Below are 19,276 nucleotides of genomic sequence, written 5' to 3'. Positions count from 1 at the left end.
CCTTGTTCCTGCGGCTACTTGACGGCGATCGGGTTGACGGGGGAGCCGACCGCCCCGGTGATGGGGAGGGGTGCGGCGGTGAGCCAGAACTCGTACGAGCCGTCGGCGGCACAGTCCTCGGCGAGGGCGTCCAGGTCCCACATCTCACCGATGAGCAGGCCCAGATGGGGGATGGCGACCTGGTGCAGGGGCTGGAAGGCGTGCTCGAACTCGTTGGGCCGTACCTCGAAGCCCCACGTGTCGGTGGCGATCGCGGCGATCTCGGTGCGGTGCAGCCAGCCGGCCGTGGTGAACGACAGGCCCGGCGCGGGCCCGCCCGCGTAGTCGCCCCAGCCGTCGCGGCGCACCCGGGTGAGCTGTCCGGTGCGGACCAGGACGAGGTCGCCGCGTCCCACGCGGACGCCCTGTGCCTCGGCGGTCGCCATCAGGTGCTCCTCGGTGATGGCGAAGCCGTCGGGCAGCTCACCGCCGGTGCCGACGGCCCGCCCCACGTCCAGCAGCACACCGCGTCCGGCGACGTGGGGCGCCATGTGCTCGATGCCGGTCACCAGGTCGCCGTCGGAGGTGACGACCCGCTCCGCCGGGCGTCCGTTCCAGGCCCGCCCGTGGTCGAAGATGTGCCCGAGGCCGTCCCACTGGGTGGAGCACTGCAACGGCATCGCGATCACGTCGTCGGCGCCGCCGATGCCGTGCGGGAAGCCCTGGTTGCCGAGAGCCGCGTCGGTGCCGGTGTCCAGCATGGTGTGGACCGGGTTGGTGCGGCGCCGCCAGCCCTTCTGCGGGCCGTTCATGTCGAAGCGCTGGGACAGGGAGAAGCTGACGCCCCTGCGGACGAGTGCGGCGCCCTCGCGGCGCTTGGCCTCGTCGAGGAAGTTGAGGGTGCCCAGGACATCGTCCTCGCCCCAACGGCCCCAGTTGGAGACGGCTTTGACGGTCCGCTCGATGGAGCCCTCGGGGTCGTGGCGGTCGAGGCTCATGACGTCTCCGCCACACATCGCGTGCGCTGGGCGCCGAGCCCCGTGACCGAGGCGTCCATGACGTCGCCGTCGCGCAGCAGCCGCCCCCAGTGCATGCCGTTGCCGGCCGGGCTGCCGGTGAGCACCAGGTCGCCGGGGAGCAGCCGGGCGCTCTGCGAGGCGTACGACACCATCCGCGCGACGTCGAAGATCATGTCCTTGGTCGACTCGTCCTGCATGGTCTCGCCGTTGAGCTTCAGCGTGAGCCGCAGGTCACCGGTGTCGGGCAGGGACTCGGCGGGCACGATCCAGGGGCCGAGCGGGGTGAAGCCGGGCGCGTTCTTGCTGCGCAGCCAGTCCGTGCCGATCTGCGGCATGTCCCGGCGGAAGACGGTCGCGCGGTCGGTGAGGTCGTTGGCGATGGTGTAGCCGGCGACGTACTCCAGTGCCTCCGCCACGGAGACCCGGTGGGCGGTCCTGCCGATGACGGCCGCCAGCTCCAGCTCCCAGTCGGGCTTCTCGGCCCAGGCGGGCAGTTCGACGTCGTCGTAGGGGCCGGTGATCGCGGTCGGCAGGCCGATGAAGACGTACGGCAGGTCGTCCGCGGCGCGCCGGTCCATGATCTCCGCCGCCTCCGCGCGCCGCTCCTCCTCGGGGCGGTCGTCACCCGGGGCGCGGTGCGCGACGTGCAGGTCGATCACGTGCTGCCGGTAGTTGGCACCCGACTGGAACACCTGCCGGGGTTCGAGCGGCGCGTGCACCCGGAAGTCCGCGAGCGGCCTGCGTCCGGCGCTGCCCTCGGCGGCCAGCGTCCGCAGCCGCGGCAGCACCGTCTCCCACCGGTCCAGCAGGGCGCGGACCGTCAACTGCTCCTCGCCGAGGGCGATCCGGAGGTCCAGCACCTGGGCGTCGGGTGTCACGAGGGCGGGGAAGGCCGGCCCGTCGGGGGCCGAGAGAGTGCCGAGGGCGAAGGGTCCGGCGAAGAGCGCGGACGCGGATCCAGGTTTCACGGACATGTCCTCCTGATTGCGGTGCGACTAATCTGGACCCGCCACCCACGATCGGGGAAATCGATTGTGTGGATGATTTCTATCCACCGTGTCTATTCGCCCTGGTCGGCACCGCACCGCAGAGGGAAGACCCCGTGAATCTGGCCAGCCTGGACCTCAACCTCGTCGTCGCCCTGCGGGCCCTGCTGGAGGAGCGCAACGTCACCCGCGCCGGGCAGCGCGTGGGCCTCAGCCAGCCCGCCATGAGCGCGGCGCTCGCCCGCCTGCGGCGCCACTTCGACGACGACCTGCTGGCCCGCGTCGGCGGCCACTACGAGCTCACCGCCCTCGGCCAGGTCCTGCTCGACCGCACCTCCACCGCCTACGACGTGCTCGAACGCCTCTTCGCCAGTCAGGCCGACTTCGACCCGGCCAACGAGAGCCGCGAGTTCAAGCTCGTCGCGTCGGACTACGCGGTCGCGGTCTTCGGCACCGAACTCGCCCGCGTCGTCCACGAGGAGGCCCCCGGCATCCGGCTGCGCTTCACCCAGACCCCGCCCACCGTGGTCGACGACACCGCGACGCTGCTCAGCGCCACCGACGGCCTGTTCATGCCGCACGGCGTCATCAGCGACTTCCCGGTCACCGACCTCTACGACGACCGCTGGGTCTTCCTGGTCGCCGACGACCACCCGAGCGTCGAGGACCGGCTCACCCGGCAGGACCTGGCCCGCCTGCCCTGGGTCACCTACCAGCGCACCTACGACGCCCCGGCGGTGCGCCAGCTCGGCATGCTCGGGGTCGAACCACGCGTGGAGGTGTCCGTCGACAGCTTTCAGCTGCTGCCGCTGCTCGTCGCCGGCACCCGCCGGATCGCCCTGGTCCAGGCGCGACTGGCGGCCCTGATGGCCCCGCTCGCCGCCGTGCGCGTACTGGAGCCGCCCTACGAGGCGGTGCCGCTGCGGGAGGCCCTGTGGTGGCATCCGGTGCACACGCACGACGCGGCCCACATCTGGCTGCGCGAGACCACCGCGCGCGTCGGCCGCCGACTCGGGGACCCGCCCGGGGCGTGACACGTCTCCGTGTGCGGCCGTCCGAGCCGCGCGCGGGTATCCACGGCCTGGATCGAAGGCATCAGGAAATCGGATCGCTCAAGGGGTGGGCAGGCCGGAGCGCGGAACGCATAGTCGTGGCACATCGTGCGCCGTCCGCCGACGTCCCCCGTCCCCGGACCCGTCCGCCCCGCGGCGCGCCCCTCCCGTCTCGCGCCCTGGAGTGCCGTCATGCCCGCTCCCGCCGTCCCGCCCGTCCGCGACCACGGGGCCGCCCCGGCCGTACGGGGCCGGCTGCCCGCAGTCCTGCTGATGGCCGGCAGCTGCCTGCCGATCCTCGGCGCCGTCCTGATCGCCCCGGTGCTGCCCCGTATGCAGGACCACTTCGACCAGGTGGCCGGCAGCGCCGTCCTGGTGCCGCTCGTCCTCACCGTCCCGGCCCTCTCCCTCGCCGTGCTCGCCCCGTTCGCCGGGGTGGTGGTGGACCGGCTGGGCCGCAGGCGCCTGCTCGTCGTGGCGACCGTCCTGTACGCCGTGTTCGGCACGGCTCCGCTGTGGCTGGACTCCCTCTACGCCGTCGTCGGCAGCCGCGTACTGGTGGGGGTCGCCGAGGCGGCCATCATGACGGCCTGCACGACGCTGATCGGCGACTACTACACCGGCCGGGTCCGCGAGCGCTACCTCGCCCTCCAGACCATGTGCGCCTCCGCGTCCGCCACCCTCTTCTTCGTGCTCGGCGGCGCCCTCGGCGCGGCCGGCTGGCGTGCCCCGTTCTGGCTGTACGCGGTCGGCCTGCTGCTCGCTCCGCTCATGGCCCGGGTCCTGCCGGAGACGGCGGCGGACGCCGCGGGACCTGCGCGGGAGGGACACACCGAGGCCGGACCCCGGCCGTTCCCCGTGCGCCGGATGGCCGGCATCTGCGCGCTCACCGTCTTCGGCGCGATCGTCTTCTACACCGTGCCCGTCGAGATGTCCTATCTCCTGGACGAGCTGGACGTGACCTCCACGGGAATGATCGGCCTGTTCACGGCGATCGCCAGTGCCGCGACCGTGGCCGGCTCCGTCCTCTTCACCCGGCTCGCCGGCTCCCCGCGCCGCCGCCTGCCCGCCCTGCTGCTGGTGTGCGGCGCCGGCTTCCTCGTCATGGGGGTCGCCGGAAGCCCCGCCCTCCTCGTCGTCGGAGCGGTCGTCAACTGCGTCGGCACGGGCATGCTCCTGCCGTCGTTGCTGACGCTGGCGATGGCCCGGCTGGACTTCGCCGACCGCGGACGCGGCACCGGGCTCTGGACGGCGGCCTTCTTCCTGGGCGAGTTCATCTGTCCGCTGGTCCTCCTCGGCGCCAAGGGCGCCCTCGGCGCTCTCGCCTCCGCCGTCGGCCTGCTGGGCCTGCTCACGCTGCTGGTCGCCGCCGGGCTCTTCGCTCTCACCCGCCGGGCCGCGGTCGCGTCGCCCGTCCAGGCTCCTGAGCAGCCCTGACCGGAGCGGGTCAGCGCGCCGGCGGCCCCATGGTCGACCGGCGCACGACCAGTTCCGGTTGCAGGACGACGTGCACGTGCTCGTGCGACGCCCCGCGAGCGGTGTCCTCGATGAGCAGGCGGCCGGCCCGGTGACCCATCGCGGCGGCCGGGCGGCGCACCGAGGTGAGCGGTACGACGGCGGAGGCCGCGAACTCGATGTCGTCGTAGCCGACCACGGCGATGTCGTCCGGCACCCGCAGGCCCGCCTCGTACAGCGCCTGGATCACCCCCAGGGCGAGCAGGTCGTTGGCGCAGAAGACGGCGGTCGGCCGGACCGGCAGGCCGAGGAGGCGATGCCCGGCGTCCTTCCCCGCGCCCACGGTCAGGCTCGGGCACGGCAGCTCCAGCAGGGCGCTCGCCGGGAGGCCGGCCTCGCCCGTGGCCTTCAGGACGCCCTGCCGCCGGTCGCGTACCTGGCGCAGCCGGTCGGGACCCGCGACGTAGGCGATGGAGCGGTGGCCCCCTCCGAGGAGGTGCCGTGCCGCCGCGTGGCCGCCGGCGACGTCGTCGATACCGACCGAACAGGCAGCGGGTACCGGGGTGTTGCGGTCCACGACGACGAACGGGACCGCGCTCCGGCGGTACGCGGCAACGGTCCGGTCGACGCCTTCCCCGGCGGCCAGCACCGCGCCGCGGATCTGGTGGGACGTGATCAGGGACAGGTGCCGGGCGGCCTCCTCGGGCCGGTGGCCTCCGGTGCACACCAGCGTGCCGAGATCGGCCTCGCGGGCGGCCTGTTCGACGCCGGAGGCCAGTGCCGTGAAGAACGGGTTCGCCAGATCGAGGATCGTGACGGCGAGCACGCGGGAGGCCCAGCCGCGCAACTGCCGCGGCCCTTCGGCGCGTACGTAGCCCAGGGCGTCGATGACGTCGAGGACGCGCGTGCGGGTGGCCTCGGCCACGACTTCCGGGCGGTTGAACACGTTGGAGACCGTGCCGAGCGAGACGCCGGCCTCCCGTGCCACGTCCTTGATGCCGACCCGCCGGCCGGTGCCGCCCGCGGAGTCGCCCGGCCGTGCCGCGACGCGCGGCCGGCGCGGCACGGCGGGCTGTCGTCGGTCCACGGCCTAGCGACCCCGCGGTGCCGTGGTGCTGCCGCGCACCACCAGGCGCGGCGTCATGGTGGTCTGCATGGCCCGGTCCCGCCGGCCCTCGACGCGTTCGATGAGCATCCGGGCCGCCGTCGATCCCATGGTGTGGCCCGCCTGGTCGACGCTGGTGAGCTGGACGGGGGCCAGGGCGGCGAGCGCGGTGTTGTTGTAGCCGACCAGCGACACGTCCCGCGGGATGCGCAGGCCCAGTTCGTGCGCGGCGCGGTAGACGCCGAGCGCGGCGACGTCGGCGCCCGTCATGATGGCGGTCGGCGCGTTCTCCGCGGTCAGCAGGGTCATGCCCGCCTTGAAGCCGCCGTCGTCGGAGTAGGCGGCGTGGTGGATGCGCGCGCACTCGGTGAGTCCGTGCCGCTGCATCGCGGCCAAGTAACCCTCGGACAGCACGAGTTCGGGGGTGCGCTTCCACTGGCCGGCCCTGGCTCCCGCGGCCGACACCAGCGCGATGTCCCGGTGGCCGAGCGACACCAGGTGGTCGACGACCAGTCCGGCACCGATGTCGTCGGCGTCCACGACCGAGTCGTGGGAGTCGGCGGCGTCGTGATGGCCGATGACGACGGTCGGGGTCGAGGCGGCCGTGGACAGCACCTCGGCGCGCGGGGTCCCCGGCGCGATGAGGATCAGGCCGTCCATCTGCCGGTCCACCAGCGAGCGGATGCTTCTGGCCTGTTCCTCCGGGTCGAAGCCGGCGGCGCCGATCAGGACGGTGTACTCGCTCTCGCGGAGTTCGTCACGGATGCCGTCGAGGATGTCGGCGAAGAAGGCGTTGCGGACGTTGTCCAGCAGCACGCCGATCGTGTAAGTCCTGCCCCGCATCCCCCGCGCCGCGGCGTGCGGGCGGTAGCCCAGCTCGGCGATCGCCGCCCGGACGCGTTCCTGCATGGCGGGGCTCACGCCGTAGGCGTTGCGCATCACTTTGGACACCGCGGCGGTGGACACCCCGGCGTGGCGGGCGACGTCGGTGATGGTCACTCGCTTGTTCCGCCTCGGTGCGTCGGGCCCGTCCATCGTCAGCGCTCCGGTGTTCGTCGTTGTAGTGCAACGGTCTACACGCACACCCCCGGTGTGCGTCAAGTGCTCGTACGGAACCTACCGGTGTTACGGGTCCGTGTCTTGACGGTGACAGGTAAGCGGTGCATGGTGTTGCCCACTTCCTCGTGAAGAACGTTTTACAAAGCTGTGCGGCCCGCTCCTCCCGCCGCCCCGGCGCACTGTTCGCGCCCCTCTTCTCTTCCACCCTCTTCAGGGAGTCATCCGTGTCCCTCCGCATGTCCCGCGCCAGCCGCACACGCCTGAGCCTCCTCACCGCCGGCACCGCCTCGTTGGCCCTCCTCGCCACGGCCTGCGGCGGCAGCGGCAACGGCGGCACCTCGACGGCGCCCAAGGAGTTCAGCTACCTGAGCGTCACCGAGAACACCACCGTCAAGGCCGCCCTCACCACGATGTCCAAGGGCGCGTGCAAGGCGGCGAACCAGGCCCTGCCGCTGAAGGTCGAGACCGTTCCGCAGAGCAGCCTGGACCAGAAGCTGCAGCTGCTGGCGGGACAGAACGCCCTGCCGGTGCAGTTCGCGGCGGGCAACGCCCCCGCCCTCACCCAGAAGCTCGCGAAGTCCGGCAAGGTCGCCGACCTGGACAAGGAGCTGGAGAAGCTCGGCGTCCTCGACCAGCTGGAGCCGGCCGCGATCTCCACGATCCGGGCCCTGTACGGCGGCAAGCTGGAGGTGCTGCCCTACGAGTACAACATCGAGGGGATCTTCTACAACAAGAAGCTGTTCCAGGAGAACGGCCTGAAGGTGCCCGGCACCTGGGGCGAACTGGTCTCCTCCGCCGCGAAGCTGAAGGCCGCGGGCGTGCAGCCGTTCTCCGCCTCCGGACAGCAGGGCTGGCCGCTGACCCGCCTCATCAGCGGCTACCTGTACCGCAGCCTCGGACCGGACGCGCTCCAGGAGGTGGCCGACGGCAAGGCGAGGCTGACCGACCCCGAGTACGTCAAGGCCGCCGAGGAGGTCGCCGCGCTCGGCAAGAAGGGCTACTTCGGCAAGGGCGTCGGCTCCATCGACTACGACACCGCGATGAACGAGTTCCTGTCGGGCAAGGCCGGCATGTTCTACATGGGCAGCTGGGCGCTCGCGAACATCGCCGACGCCAAGCAGAACAAGCTCGGCGCCGACAATGTCGGCTTCATGCCGTTCCCGGCGGTGTCCGGCGGCAAGGGCTCCGTCGACCAGTACCCGTCCAACGTGGGCCTCGGCATCGCCCTGGGCGCCAAGACCTTCGACAAGAAGACCGGTGACTGGGTCACCTGCATCGCCAAGAACTACGGCAGCACCGCGCTGAAGGACCACGGCACCATCTCCGGGTTCAAGGTGAACACCAAGGTCGAGGACGCCACCGAGGTCACCAGCCAGGTCCGCGAGACCATCGGCACGTCCCAGCAGAACGTGCTGTGGTTCGAGGCCCTGTTCGGCACCAAGGCCACCACCGCCAGCCAGACGAACGCGGCCGGCCTGGTCGGCGGCAGCGTGAGCCCGCAGAAGTTCATGCAGACCGTCCAGGACGCACTGACCGCTCCGTGACCGGACGGGGGCGGCCCGCGGGCCCCCTCGCGTGCGCCGCCCCCACCCCGTCCGGTCTCTTCACCGCACACGAAGTGGACACCATCCATGCACCGCGTACTCGGTGACCGCAGGGCCGTCGCGATCCTGCTCGGTCCCGCCCTCCTCGTCTACTCCCTGATCATGCTGGCCCCGATGCTGTGGTCCCTCGGCTACTCCTTCACCAGGGGCAACTCCATCGACGGCTTCACCGGCAACGGCGTCGCCAACTTCTCGCGCCTCCTCGACGACCCGGCCGTCCATGACGCCCTGTGGTTCACCCTCAAGTACGCCGTCGTCGTCACGGTCGGCCAGGTCGTCGCGGGCTACCTGCTGGCGCTGCTGTACGTCTTCTTCCTGCGGAAGACCTCGGCGCTCATCCGCACGCTCGTGTTCTTCCCGGTGGTGCTCCCCACGGTCGCGGTGGGCCTGCTCTTCCAGAAGTTCTTCCAGGTCGCCCCGCAGACCGGTCCGGTCAACTCCCTGCTCAACGCGGTCGGTCTGGAGTCCGTCGACTTCTTCGGCAGCGCAGGCCACGCCTTCTGGGTCCTGGTCGTCATGGACACCTGGCGCTCGATGGGCTTCTACGCCGTGCTGCTCTTCGCCGGCCTGGTCGACATCCCCGAGGAGGTGCTGGAGTCGGCACGGCTGGACGGCGCCTCGGGCCTGCGCCTGGTGCGGCAGATCGTGCTGCCGATGTCGTTCCCCGTGCTGATGTCCTCACTGATCTTCAGCATCAACGGCACCCTCAAGGTCTTCGACTCCGTCGTCGCCCTGACCAACGGCGGGCCGGGCAGCGGCACCACCCCGCTGACCCTGTACATGTTCCAGACCTCCTTCACCTACAGCGACTACGGATACGGCAGCACCGTCGCCCTGCTGCTGACCGTCGTGTGCCTGCTGGTGAGCCTGGTCGTCTACCGCGTCTCGCGGCGCGACCTCACGGAGGGCTGAGCCATGGCCGTCGACACACCGGTGAAGACCCCCGCGGGCCACCGTCGTCCGGGCCCGTCCAGGACCGCACGCCCCCGCCGCGGCGCCCGGACCGGCCGGCTGTGGGTGAGGATCGTCGTCGCCCTGCTGCTGGTCGTCGAGATCTACCCGCTGGTCTGGATGTTCCTCACGTCGCTGAAGTCCAACGACGACTACCTGAACAACTCCACCTGGAGCCTGCCCACCACCTGGGAATGGGGCAACTACACCGAGGCGTGGACCACCGGCAACCTCGGCCTGTACGTCCAGAACAGCCTCCTCGCCGTCCTGCCCGCCCTCGCCCTGATCCTGCTGCTCGGCACCGCCGCGGGCTTCGCCCTCCAGGTCATGGTGTGGAAGGGCCGCAGCCTGACCCTGCTGGTCTTCCTCGCCGGCATGATGGTGCCGCCGCAGATGATCCTGCTGCCGCTGTTCACCGTGTACTTCCAGACCGGCCTGTCCGGCACCCTCTGGCCGCTGATCCTCACCTACACCGGCACCGGTCTGCCGCTGACCGTCTTCATGATGGCCACCTACTACCGGACCGTCCCCCGCGAGCTGTTCGAGGCGGCCGCCCTCGACGGCGCGGGCATCCTGCGCGCCTTCTGGACCATCAGCGTCCCGATGGTCCGCAACGCCCTGCTCACCGTGGGACTGGTGCAGTTCTTCTTCATCTGGAACGACCTGCTGATCGCCCTGACCTTCACCAACAGCCAGGACCTGCGCACCATCCAGGTCGGCCTGCTGAACTTCACCGGCGACTTCGGCGCCACCCAGTACGGCCCGCTGTTCGCGGCCATCTGCATCAACGTCTTCGGCACCCTGCTGATCTACCTGTTCCTCAACCAGAAGGTCATGAAGGGCCTCACCTCGGGAGCGGTCAAGGGCTGACCCCCGCCCTCACTCCCGCGCACGTCACGAAAGGTTCCCCCTTTGCTGCCCCCTCAGCCTTCTCCGGTGTCCTTCGAACACCTCCCGGACGGCCTCGGCATCGGCACGGCCACCCCCCGCCTGAGCTGGACCCTGGCACCCGGATCCGGCTCCCAGAAGGCGTACGAACTGCGAGTCGACCGCGGCGGCCACCCGCACCGCACCGGCCGCGTCGAAGGCCCCGACCAGGTGCTCGTGCCCTGGCCCGGCGAGCCGCTGGCCTCCCGCGAGCAGGCCACGGTACGCGTCCGCGTCTGGACGCCCGGCGCCCCGGCACCCTCCCCGTGGAGCGAACCCGCCACCGTCGAGGCGGGGCTGCTCGACCCCGCCGACTGGTGTGCGGCACCGGTGGGCGGCGGCTGGGAGGAGGACGCGGCCGACGACCGCCGCCCCGCCCGCGTCCGCAAGGACTTCCGGCTGGACCGCCCGGTGGCACGGGCCCGGCTCTACGTCACCGCGCACGGCCTGTACGAGGCGGAGGTCAACGGCCGCAGGGTCGGCGACGAGATCCTCGCCCCCGGCTGGACCGTCTACCCGCACCGGCTGCGCTACCGCACCCACGACGTCACCGACCACCTCACCGAGGGCCCCAACACCATCGGCGCGTGGCTGGGGGACGGCTGGTACCGCGGCCGCTACGGCTTCGACGGCGGCACCCGCGACATCTACGGCACCGACCAGTCGCTCATCGCCCAGCTGGAAGTCACCCACGAGGACGGCAGCACCGTCGTCGTCGCCACCGACGGGACCTGGACCGCCGCCCCCGGCCCCATCCTGACCAGCGGCCTGTACGAGGGCGAGACCTTCGACGCCCGCCTGCACGACCCGCACTGGGCCACGCCGTCCCACGCCGGCGCCCCCGGCTGGACACCCGTACGGACCGGCGTCCGGGATCCCGCCACACTCGTCGCTCCCCAGGGACCCCCGGTGCGCTGCACCGAGGAACTCTCCCCGGTCACCGTCACCCGCACCGCCGACGGCCGCCACCTGCTCGACTTCGGCCAGAACCTGGTCGGCCGGCTCCGTGTCACCGTCGACGGACCCGCCGGCACCACCATCACCCTCCGGCACGCCGAAGTCCTCCAGGACGGCGAACTGGCCACCCGCCCACTCCGTGAGGCGCACGCCACCGACACCCTCGTCCTCGCCGGGCAGGGCCCCCTCACCTGGGAACCCCGCTTCACCCTGCACGGCTTCCGACACGCCGAAGTCACCGGCTGGCCGGGCGAGTTGACGGCCGACGCGGTCACCGCCCGCGTCCACCACACGGACATGCGCCGCACCGGCTGGTTCGAGTGCAGTGACCCGCTGGTCAACCGGCTGCACGAGAACGTCGTGTGGAGCATGCGCGGCAACTTCGTCGACATCCCCACCGACTGCCCGCAGCGCGACGAACGCCTCGGCTGGACCGGGGACATCCAGGTGTTCGCCCCCACCGCGAGCTACCTCTACGACTGCGCCGGCATGCTCGACTCCTGGCTCACCGACGTCGGCCTTGAGCAACTGCCCGACGGCACGGTCCCCTGGTACGTACCCGTCATCCCCGGGGCGCCGATGTGGACCCCGATCCAGCCCGGCGCCGCCTGGGGTGACGTCGTCACGCTCACCCCGTGGGCGCTGTACCGGCGCTTCGGTGACCTGGACCTGCTGCGCCGCCACCACGCCATGGCCCGCGCCTGGGTCGACCTGATGGAACGCCTCGCCGGCCCCGACCGCCTGTGGGACACCGGTTTCCAGCTCGGGGACTGGCTGGACCCCGCCGCGCCACCGGACGACCCGGTCGCCGGCCGCACCGACCGCTATCTCGTCGCCACCGCCTACTTCGCCCACTCCGCCCGCCATCTTGCCCTCGCCGCACACGAGTTGGGTGACCGCACCGCTGCCGAGCGGTACGCGGGACTCGCGGACGAGGTGACCGAAGCGTTCCGCCGACGGTACGTACTTCCCTCCGGCCGGATGACCAGCGACAGCCCGACCGCCTACGCGCTGGGACTGGCTTTCGGCCTGATCGGCCCCGACCAGCGGCAAGCGGCGGGGGACCGGCTGGCCGAACTCGTCCGCCGGGACGACGCCCGCATCGCCACCGGCTTCGTCGGCACCCCGCTGATCTGCGACGCCCTGACCGACACCGGCCACCTCGACCTCGCCTACCGTCTCCTCCTGCAGACCGAGTGCCCCTCCTGGCTGTACACGGTGACCATGGGGGCCACCACGATCTGGGAGCGCTGGGACAGCATGCGACCGGACGGCAGCCTCAACCCCGGCGGCATGACCTCCTTCAACCACTACGCACTCGGAGCCGTCGCCGACTGGCTGCACCGCACGGTCGGCGGCATCGGCGCGAACGCCCCCGGCTACCGCGACATCACGTTCCGGCCCCGCCCCGGCGGCGGCATCACCTGGGCGCGCACCCGCCACGAGACGCCCTACGGCACGGCCGCCGCGTCCTGGGAGCTGACGGCCACCGGCATGACGGCCCGCTTCACCGTGCCCGAGGGCTGCACCGCCACCGCGGAACTCCCCGGCCGCGCCCCGGTCGTCCTCGGTCCGGGAGAGCACACCCTCGACACGACGGAACTCGCCGAGGACGCCGCCTGAGTGACGTCCCGACGTCCCGGACGAAAACCCGGCGCATTTCTGCGGAATGCGCCGGGCTTTGTCGTTGGCGTGTTTACGGTGAATTGACGTCCATCGGCCGTGTGGATTGCTTCCATTCACCGAGCTGATGGCGAGGTCACCGACTGCATCCGTCCATTGAAAAATCCAACGACATTTCAATTGCTCGCGTTCAAACTACCTGATCAGAGCCATTTCCCGTGAACTTGTGTGCAGAGGGTTGACCTCTTTCCCCGCACCCCCTAGTTTTTGCGTCAATTGCATGTGCCGCTTCACTTCTGGCCAGCCATGGGACGTGGCTTTCCGTCCGGGTGAAGCGCAGACGGAATTCACTCCACGGGCTCGGTCCCCCTCCGGGATGCGCGCCCCCACCATCCGGGGCCGGCCGAGAACCTGACCCCTCGGTCGGCCCCCACCACGCCTGGCTTCGTCGCGAGACCCCGCCACCTTCCGCCCGGAGAGCCGCTGTGAACAGACGAACCTTCCTCTCTGCCGCCACCTTCACCGCCCTGGCCGTGGGCATGGCCCCTGTCACCGGCGGACGGGCGGTGGCCGCGTCCGACCCGACACCCGACAGCCGCGCCGACGCCCTGCTCGCCCGGATGACCGCGGCCGAGAAGGAGTCGCTCGTGCGGTGCGACTTCGCCGCCGTCGCCCACCTGGGCATACCGGCGCTGACCATGGTCGACGGCTCCGCGGGCCTGCGGGGCGAACGGGGAGTGACCGCGTTCCCCGTGCCGGTGGCCCAAGCCGCCACGTTCGACGAGGAGTTGGCGGGCCGCATCGGCCGCGCCATCGGGTCCGAGGCCCGCGCCAAGGGCTACAACAACGTCCTCGGCCCGACAGTCGACCTGGCCCGGACCTGGCACTCCGGCCGCCAGGCCGAGGGCATGGGAGAGGACCCGCTGCTGGCCGGCCGCCTCGGCGCCGCCCTCACCGTCGGCGTGCAGGAGAACGACGTCGCCGCCACGGTCAAACACTTCGCCGCCTACACCCAGGAGACGAACCGCCTCGGCACCGACACCAAGGTCTCCGACCGCGCCCTGCACGAGATCTACCAGGCACCGTTCCGCCGGGTCGTCGCGGCCACCGCCACCACCTCGGTCATGATGGCGTACCCGAGGATCGGCGGGACCTTCGCGGCCCAGAACCCGGCGCTGTTCAGCGACTTGAAGAAGGACATCGGACTGCGGGGATACACCGTGCCCGACTTCTGGGCCGGGGACGACCAGGTCGCCGCCGCGCGCGCCGGGATGGACCTCGCCGGCCTCGGCCCCGCCGGCGTGAAGATCCCCGCCGGGGCACTCACCGGCGGAGCGATCCCTGGCGAGCGCCTCCACGACGCGGCCCGCCGGATCCTCATCACCATGTTCGCGCACGGCCTCTTCGACCACCCCGTGCCCGCCCCGGCCGACGACGTCAGCACACCCGCGCACCAGGACCTCGCACACGAAGCCGCCGTCGCCTCCACCGTGCTGCTCACCAACCGCTCCGGCGCGCTGCCGCTGCCCCGGTCACTGAAGTCCCTGGCCGTCATCGGCCCCGCCGGCGCCGACACCCTCACCGGCGTCGCCGGCTCCGCCTACGTCGACCCCGGCACCTGGACCACGCCCCTCCAGGCGATCCGCGCCCGCGCCGGCACCTCCGTCACGGTCACGCACGCCCAGGGCACCAAGGGCGACCTGCCACTGACCACGACCCCCTCGGCCGTCCTGCGCACCAGCACCGGGGCGGCGGGCCTCACCGGCACCTACTACGCGAACGCCGACACCGCCGGCACACCGGTCGCCACCCGGACCGACCCGACCGTCGACTTCACCGCCGCCCCCGTCACCGGCCTGCCGGCCGTCTGGTCCGCCACCTGGACCGGCCGGCTCGTGCCGACCACCACCGGCCTGCACCGCTTCTCCCTGCTGCCGGCCGGAACCGCCACCCTGAAGATCGACGGGAAGACCGTCGTCTCCGGCACCCGGCACAGCCGCAGCTTCTTCCTCGGCCCCTACGCCTATCCCCTCCAGGGAACCGCCCAACTGACCGCGGGACGGGCCGTCACCGTAGAACTGCGCTACACCAACGCCACCGCGGACCCCGGCGCCTGCGGTCTGACCCTCGGCTGGCAGCCCGACTCCCTCATCCCCGCCGCGGTGGCCGCCGCCCGGGCCGCCGAGGCCGCCGTCGTGTTCGTCAACCGCGTCGCCGGCGAGGACATGGACCACGAACAACTCGGCCTGCCCGGCGACCAGAACCAGCTCATCACCGCCGTCGCCGCGGCGAACCCGCGCACCGTCGTCGTCCTCAACACCGACGGACCCGTCGCGATGCCCTGGCTGGACGACGTGGAAGCCGTCGTCCAGGCCTGGTACGGCGGACGCGGCACGGGCACCGCCCTGGCAGCGGTGCTCTTCGGCGACAGCGACCCCTCGGGACGCCTGCCGGTCACCTTCCCCGCCGACGCCGGCCAGGGCCCCGGCACCACCCCGGCCACCTACCCCGGCACCGACGGCACCGTCTCCTACGACGAGGGCATCGCCGTCGGCTACCGCTTCTACGACAGCCGGGGCCAGCAGCCCCGCTTCCCCTTCGGCCACGGCCTGTCCCACACCACGTTCGCCCACGGCTCCCTCGACGTCACCCACGACCGGACCGCCCGGCAGGTCACCGTCTCCGTGACCGTCACCAACACCGGCCCCCGCAAGGGCACCGACGTCGTGCAGGTCTACGCCACCCTCCCGGACGCCGCCGCGGCCGAGCCCCGCCGCCTCGTCGCCTTCCGCAAGGTCACCCTCGCCCCCGCGGGCTCGCAGCGGCTCACCCTGACCGTCCCCACCCAGGACCTGACCGTCCGGGACGCCGGCGCCTGGACCCTCGTACCCGGCACCTACACTTTCGCCACGGCCCGCAGTTCACGGGACCTGACCGCGCGGCGAGCCGTCAGCCTCGCCTGACGGCGGCCCGAGTCCGGCCGCTCCCGGCGAGGACGGGGCATGCCATGCCGGTCCCTCCGGCGCCCGCCCGATCATGGGAGCGGCTCACCATGAAGAGACCTCGATGAAGACACCTCACCGCGAATCGGTGCTCTCCCGGGCGGCTCGCATCCTGGAGGCGTTCAGCCAGGACGAACCCGCGCTGACCGTCTCCGACCTCGCGCGCCGCACCGGACTGCACGTCGCCACGGCCTCCCGCTTCGTGGCCGAACTGGAGGCACACGGGTTCCTCGGCCGAGACGCCGACCGCAAGGTGCGGATCGGCGTCCGGCTGTGGGAACTCGTGACGCGGGCCTCGCCGACCCTGTCGCTGCGCGACGCGGCGATGCCGTTCATGGAGGGCGTGCACGACGTCGTCGGACACCATGTGCAACTGGGTGTCCTGGACGGCGACGACGTGCTGTTCCTCGAACGCCTCTCGGCCCCGAACGCGGTCGTCAACTACACGCGCGTGGCCGGGCGGTTGCCCCTGCACGCCTCCTCCAGCGGCCTGGTGCTCCTGGCCCACGGCCCCGCCGACCTCAAGGAACGCGTCCTGGCCGGCCGGCTCGCCGCCTACACCCCGTCGACCCCGGCCGCACCCGCCCGCCTGCGCACGACGCTGGCCGAGATACGGCAGCGGGGATACGCCTACTGCCCCGGCTACGTCCACGACGAGGCCCTCGGGGTCGCCGCACCCGTGCGCGGCGCGGACGGCTCCGTGGTCGCGGCGCTGTCCGTCATCGTCCCCAACGACCCGGGCGCGCACGCCGTCGTGCCCGTCGTACGGACCGCCGCGCGCGGCGTCTCCCGCGCGATGGGCGCCCGCACCGCACAGGACGTACCGCCTGCCCGTAACGGCGACACGACAGCCGTATGACATGCGCGCGAAGTTCCTCTCTCACTGAGTGAGAACGCCGTCGCGGCGCCCCGGGGGCCGCCCCCATGCTTCCTGCATTCCCCAGACAGGAGGCGACGACGTGGTCGTACACAACCTGCCGCCGGCCGCTCCCCGGCAGGCGCCCACCGCCGTGCGGTTGCGGGTCCGGGACAAGGAGACCGTGGCGGACGGAGTCACGGCACTCACCCTCGAACACCCGGACGGCTCACGGCTGCCGGACTGGACGCCCGGCTCGCACATCGACCTGGTCCTCCCCGAGGGGACGGCCCGCCAGTACTCACTGTGCGGAGACCGATGGGACCCGCACACCTACCGCGTCGCCGTCCTGCACCAGCCCGGCGGACGCGGCGGATCGGCGTACGTCCACGACCGCCTCGAACCGGGCGACACCGTCGGCGTGGGCGGCCCCCGCAACCACTTCCCCCTCGTACCGGCCGAGCGGTACCTGTTCATCGCGGGCGGCATCGGCATCACCCCGTTGCTGCCGATGATCCGGCAGGCGGAAGTGACCGGTACCGACTGGCAGTTGCTGTACGGCGGACGCACCCGGGCGTCCATGGCGTTCCGCGAGGAACTCACCCGCGTCCACGACGACCGCGTACACCTGCGCCCCCAGGACACGCACGGCCTGCTGGACCTCGCCACCTGGCTGGCCGACCCCGCCCCCGGAACCAGGGTCTACTGCTGCGGACCGGAGCCCCTCCTCACCGCCGTCCGGGAAGCCTGCGCCGCCTGGCCGCCGTACAGCCTGCGCACCGAACGGTTCACCGCCACGGCACATACGGAACCCGCCCTGAGCACGCCCTTCGACGTGGAACTGCGCCGCACCGGCCGGACGGTGACCGTGACTCCCGACCTCTCCGTCCTGGACGCCCTGCGCCTGGCGGGCGCCGACGTGCTCTCCTCCTGTGGTCAGGGCACCTGCGGCACCTGCCTCACCCCCGTCCTGTCGGGAACTCCCGACCACCGCGACTCCGTCCCGGCCGAGCACGAACGGGCCGCCGGCGACTGCATGCTCCCCTGCGTGTCCCGCTCCCGCACGGACCACCTGGTCCTGGACCTCTGAGCCGAACCCCTCCACCCCGCCCAGCCGCCTTCCGCCGGAGCCGCCATGTCCGAGACACCGGTCGTCGACGCCCCGCCGCCCGCGAGTGACGCCGACCCCTTCGCCGCCGAACACCTCGACAACCCCGAGCCGTTGCACCGCGCGCTGCGCGAGGCGGGTCCAGTCGTGCACCTGTCGCGCTACGGCGTCCACGCCCTCGCCCGCTACCAAGAGGTGCGCACCGCCCTCGTCGACTGGCAGAGCTTCCAGTCCGCCGCGGGCGTGGGCCTGGCCGACTTCCGCCGCGAGAAGCCCTGGCGGGCGCCCAGCCTGCTGCTGGAGGCCGACCCGCCGCACCACGACGCCCCGCGCCGCGTACTGCGCGAGATCCTCGCCCCACCGGTGCTGCGCGGGCTGCGCGAGACCTGGCAGCGCGCCGCCGACGAACTCGTCGAGACCGTCCTGGCCGAACGGGGCACGCGCTTCGACGCGTTCGAGGCACTCGCCGCGGCCTTCCCGCTGCGGGTCTTCCCCGACGCGGTGGGCCTGGGGCCCGACGGCCGCGAAAACCTGCTGCCTTACGGCAACATGGCCTTCAACGCCTTCGGCCCCGTCAACGACCTCGTGACCGCGGACGCCCACCGGGCCGCCGACCTCTCCGCCTGGGTCAACGCCCAGTGCGCCCGTCGGGCCCTCGCCGAGGACGGCTTCGGCGCCCGCATCTGGGCCGCCGCCGACCGCGGTGAACTCACGCACGAGCAGGCGCCGTTGGTTGTGCGCTCACTGCTCACCGCCGGCGTCGACACCACGGTGCACGGCCTGGCCGCCACCCTCCACGCCCTCGCCACCCACCCGGACGAATGGCAACGGCTCCGTGAGCGACCCGAGTTGGTGCGCGTGGCGTTCGACGAGGCGGTGCGCTGGCTGTCGCCCGTGCAGACCTTCTTCCGTACAGCCACGACGGACGTGGCCGTCGCCGGGACGGTCGTCCGAGAAGGCTCCAAGGTCCTCATGTTCCTGGGGTCGGCCAACAGGGACCCGGCCCGCTGGACCGACCCCGACCGCTTCGACCTCACGCGCGACCCCTCAGGCCATGTCGGCTTCGGCATGGGCATCCACCAGTGCGTCGGCCAGCACGTCGCCCGCCTGGAGGCCGAGGCGCTCCTGACCGCCCTCGTCCGCAGGGTGGACCGCATCGAACCGGACGGCGCCCCGCGGCGCCACCTCAACAACACCCTGCGCTCGTGGGCGTCCCTGCCGGTACGGATACACCCCGCGACATGAACTCCGGGCCGCCCCAATGCGCGGTCACCCCAGTCCGTCCTCATGCAGTCGAAGGGATTCACCCATGCCCCAGCACGTACGCGGCGTCGTGGCCCGCGCCCAGGGAGAACCGGTGCGCGTCGAGACCATCGTCGTTCCCGATCCCGGCCCGGGGGAGGTGGTCGTCGAAGTGCAGGCGTGCGGGGTGTGCCACACCGATCTGCACTACAAGCAGGGCGGGATCAACGACGACTTCCCGTTCCTGCTGGGTCATGAGGCGGCGGGTGTGGTCGAGTCGGTCGGTGCGGATGTCACGGATGTGGCGCCGGGTGACTTCGTGATCCTCAACTGGCGTGCCGTGTGCGGGCA

At 72.0% G+C, this 19,276-nt stretch carries 15 protein-coding genes; 11 read left to right on the top strand and 4 right to left on the bottom strand.

The annotated features are described in order from the left end of the window. Positions 1 to 14 precede the first annotated feature (14 nt). Together ACWGIS_RS16965 and ACWGIS_RS16960 are read right to left on the bottom strand one after the other, a co-directional pair. Positions 15 to 977 (bottom strand): cyclase family protein, encoded by a 963-nt coding sequence (locus ACWGIS_RS16965; protein ID WP_453363199.1) that lies wholly within the window; start codon positions 975 to 977, stop codon positions 15 to 17. Beyond that, positions 974 to 1,972, bottom strand: coding sequence for a fumarylacetoacetate hydrolase family protein (locus ACWGIS_RS16960; RefSeq protein ID WP_453363198.1), 999 nt, complete (start codon positions 1,970 to 1,972; stop codon positions 974 to 976). Before ACWGIS_RS16960 ends, ACWGIS_RS16965 begins: the two co-directional genes overlap by 4 nt. A 128-nt stretch (positions 1,973 to 2,100) precedes the next feature. On the opposite strand from ACWGIS_RS16960, the gene ACWGIS_RS16955 reads away from it, so the two are divergent. Further along, positions 2,101 to 3,018 carry a LysR family transcriptional regulator gene (locus ACWGIS_RS16955; protein ID WP_355787034.1) on the top strand — a complete coding sequence of 306 codons (918 nt, stop codon included), beginning with the start codon at positions 2,101 to 2,103 and terminating at the stop codon, positions 3,016 to 3,018. 210 nt (positions 3,019 to 3,228) lie between these two features. Next, positions 3,229 to 4,473, top strand: coding sequence for an MFS transporter (locus ACWGIS_RS16950; RefSeq protein ID WP_453363197.1), 1,245 nt, complete (start codon positions 3,229 to 3,231; stop codon positions 4,471 to 4,473). A gap of 10 nt (positions 4,474 to 4,483) precedes the next feature. On the opposite strand, the gene ACWGIS_RS16945 is transcribed toward ACWGIS_RS16950, so the two are convergent. Together ACWGIS_RS16945 and ACWGIS_RS16940 are read right to left on the bottom strand one after the other, a co-directional pair. Next, the gene (locus tag ACWGIS_RS16945) at positions 4,484 to 5,488 is read right to left on the bottom strand and encodes a LacI family DNA-binding transcriptional regulator (RefSeq protein WP_453363312.1); all 1,005 of its coding nucleotides are present in this window, start codon (positions 5,486 to 5,488) and stop codon (positions 4,484 to 4,486) included. A gap of 93 nt (positions 5,489 to 5,581) precedes the next feature. Beyond that, positions 5,582 to 6,595: a LacI family DNA-binding transcriptional regulator gene (locus ACWGIS_RS16940; RefSeq protein WP_453363196.1), complete on the bottom strand. Its 1,014-nt coding sequence runs from the start codon at positions 6,593 to 6,595 to the stop codon at positions 5,582 to 5,584. A gap of 284 nt (positions 6,596 to 6,879) precedes the next feature. Here ACWGIS_RS16940 and ACWGIS_RS16935 point away from each other — a divergent pair, with 284 nt between their 5' ends. The 9 genes from ACWGIS_RS16935 to ACWGIS_RS16895 form a co-directional block, all read left to right on the top strand. Beyond that, positions 6,880 to 8,199, top strand: a complete 1,320-nt coding sequence (locus ACWGIS_RS16935) for an ABC transporter substrate-binding protein (protein ID WP_453363195.1) — start codon at positions 6,880 to 6,882, stop codon at positions 8,197 to 8,199. A gap of 87 nt (positions 8,200 to 8,286) precedes the next feature. After that, the gene (locus ACWGIS_RS16930; RefSeq protein ID WP_453363194.1) at positions 8,287 to 9,171 is read left to right on the top strand and encodes a carbohydrate ABC transporter permease; all 885 of its coding nucleotides are present in this window, start codon (positions 8,287 to 8,289) and stop codon (positions 9,169 to 9,171) included. A 3-nt stretch (positions 9,172 to 9,174) separates the two neighbouring features. After that, on the top strand, positions 9,175 to 10,080 hold the full coding sequence (locus ACWGIS_RS16925) for a carbohydrate ABC transporter permease (RefSeq protein WP_453363193.1): 906 nt from the start codon (positions 9,175 to 9,177) through the stop codon (positions 10,078 to 10,080). A gap of 66 nt (positions 10,081 to 10,146) precedes the next feature. Further along, positions 10,147 to 12,717 carry a family 78 glycoside hydrolase catalytic domain gene (locus ACWGIS_RS16920; RefSeq protein ID WP_453363192.1) on the top strand — a complete coding sequence of 857 codons (2,571 nt, stop codon included), beginning with the start codon at positions 10,147 to 10,149 and terminating at the stop codon, positions 12,715 to 12,717. Positions 12,718 to 13,202: 485 nt separating this feature from the next. Continuing rightward, complete coding sequence (locus ACWGIS_RS16915) at positions 13,203 to 15,680, top strand: beta-glucosidase H (protein WP_453363191.1); 2,478 nt, start codon at positions 13,203 to 13,205, stop codon at positions 15,678 to 15,680. A 103-nt stretch (positions 15,681 to 15,783) separates the two neighbouring features. Continuing rightward, on the top strand, positions 15,784 to 16,578 hold the full coding sequence (locus tag ACWGIS_RS16910) for an IclR family transcriptional regulator (RefSeq protein WP_453363190.1): 795 nt from the start codon (positions 15,784 to 15,786) through the stop codon (positions 16,576 to 16,578). A gap of 100 nt (positions 16,579 to 16,678) precedes the next feature. Beyond that, positions 16,679 to 17,665 (top strand): PDR/VanB family oxidoreductase, encoded by a 987-nt coding sequence (locus ACWGIS_RS16905; protein WP_453363189.1) that lies wholly within the window; start codon positions 16,679 to 16,681, stop codon positions 17,663 to 17,665. A gap of 45 nt (positions 17,666 to 17,710) precedes the next feature. Beyond that, positions 17,711 to 18,928 (top strand): cytochrome P450, encoded by a 1,218-nt coding sequence (locus ACWGIS_RS16900; RefSeq protein WP_453363188.1) that lies wholly within the window; start codon positions 17,711 to 17,713, stop codon positions 18,926 to 18,928. A gap of 64 nt (positions 18,929 to 18,992) precedes the next feature. Next, positions 18,993 to 19,276: alcohol dehydrogenase catalytic domain-containing protein (locus ACWGIS_RS16895; RefSeq protein ID WP_453363187.1), on the top strand; the 284-nt coding region annotated here is incomplete at its 3' end.

This window comes from Streptomyces sp. NPDC054842, from assembly GCF_053611025.1.
Note: the sequence above shows the minus strand (reverse complement) of the source record. Positions and strands in the feature narration are given on the sequence as shown.

Bases quoted from the DNA above. Each gene is read 5' to 3' on its own strand.
- ACWGIS_RS16965 (WP_453363199.1), bottom strand. From the start codon at position 977: ATGAGCCTCGACCGCCACGACCCCGAGGGCTCCATCGAGCGGACCGTC.
- ACWGIS_RS16960 (WP_453363198.1), bottom strand. From the start codon at position 1,972: ATGTCCGTGAAACCTGGATCCGCGTCCGCGCTCTTCGCCGGACCCTTC.
- ACWGIS_RS16950 (WP_453363197.1), top strand. From the start codon at position 3,229: ATGCCCGCTCCCGCCGTCCCGCCCGTCCGCGACCACGGGGCCGCCCCG.
- ACWGIS_RS16930 (WP_453363194.1), top strand. From the start codon at position 8,287: ATGCACCGCGTACTCGGTGACCGCAGGGCCGTCGCGATCCTGCTCGGT.
- ACWGIS_RS16925 (WP_453363193.1), top strand. From the start codon at position 9,175: ATGGCCGTCGACACACCGGTGAAGACCCCCGCGGGCCACCGTCGTCCG.
- ACWGIS_RS16910 (WP_453363190.1), top strand. From the start codon at position 15,784: ATGAAGACACCTCACCGCGAATCGGTGCTCTCCCGGGCGGCTCGCATC.
- ACWGIS_RS16900 (WP_453363188.1), top strand. From the start codon at position 17,711: ATGTCCGAGACACCGGTCGTCGACGCCCCGCCGCCCGCGAGTGACGCC.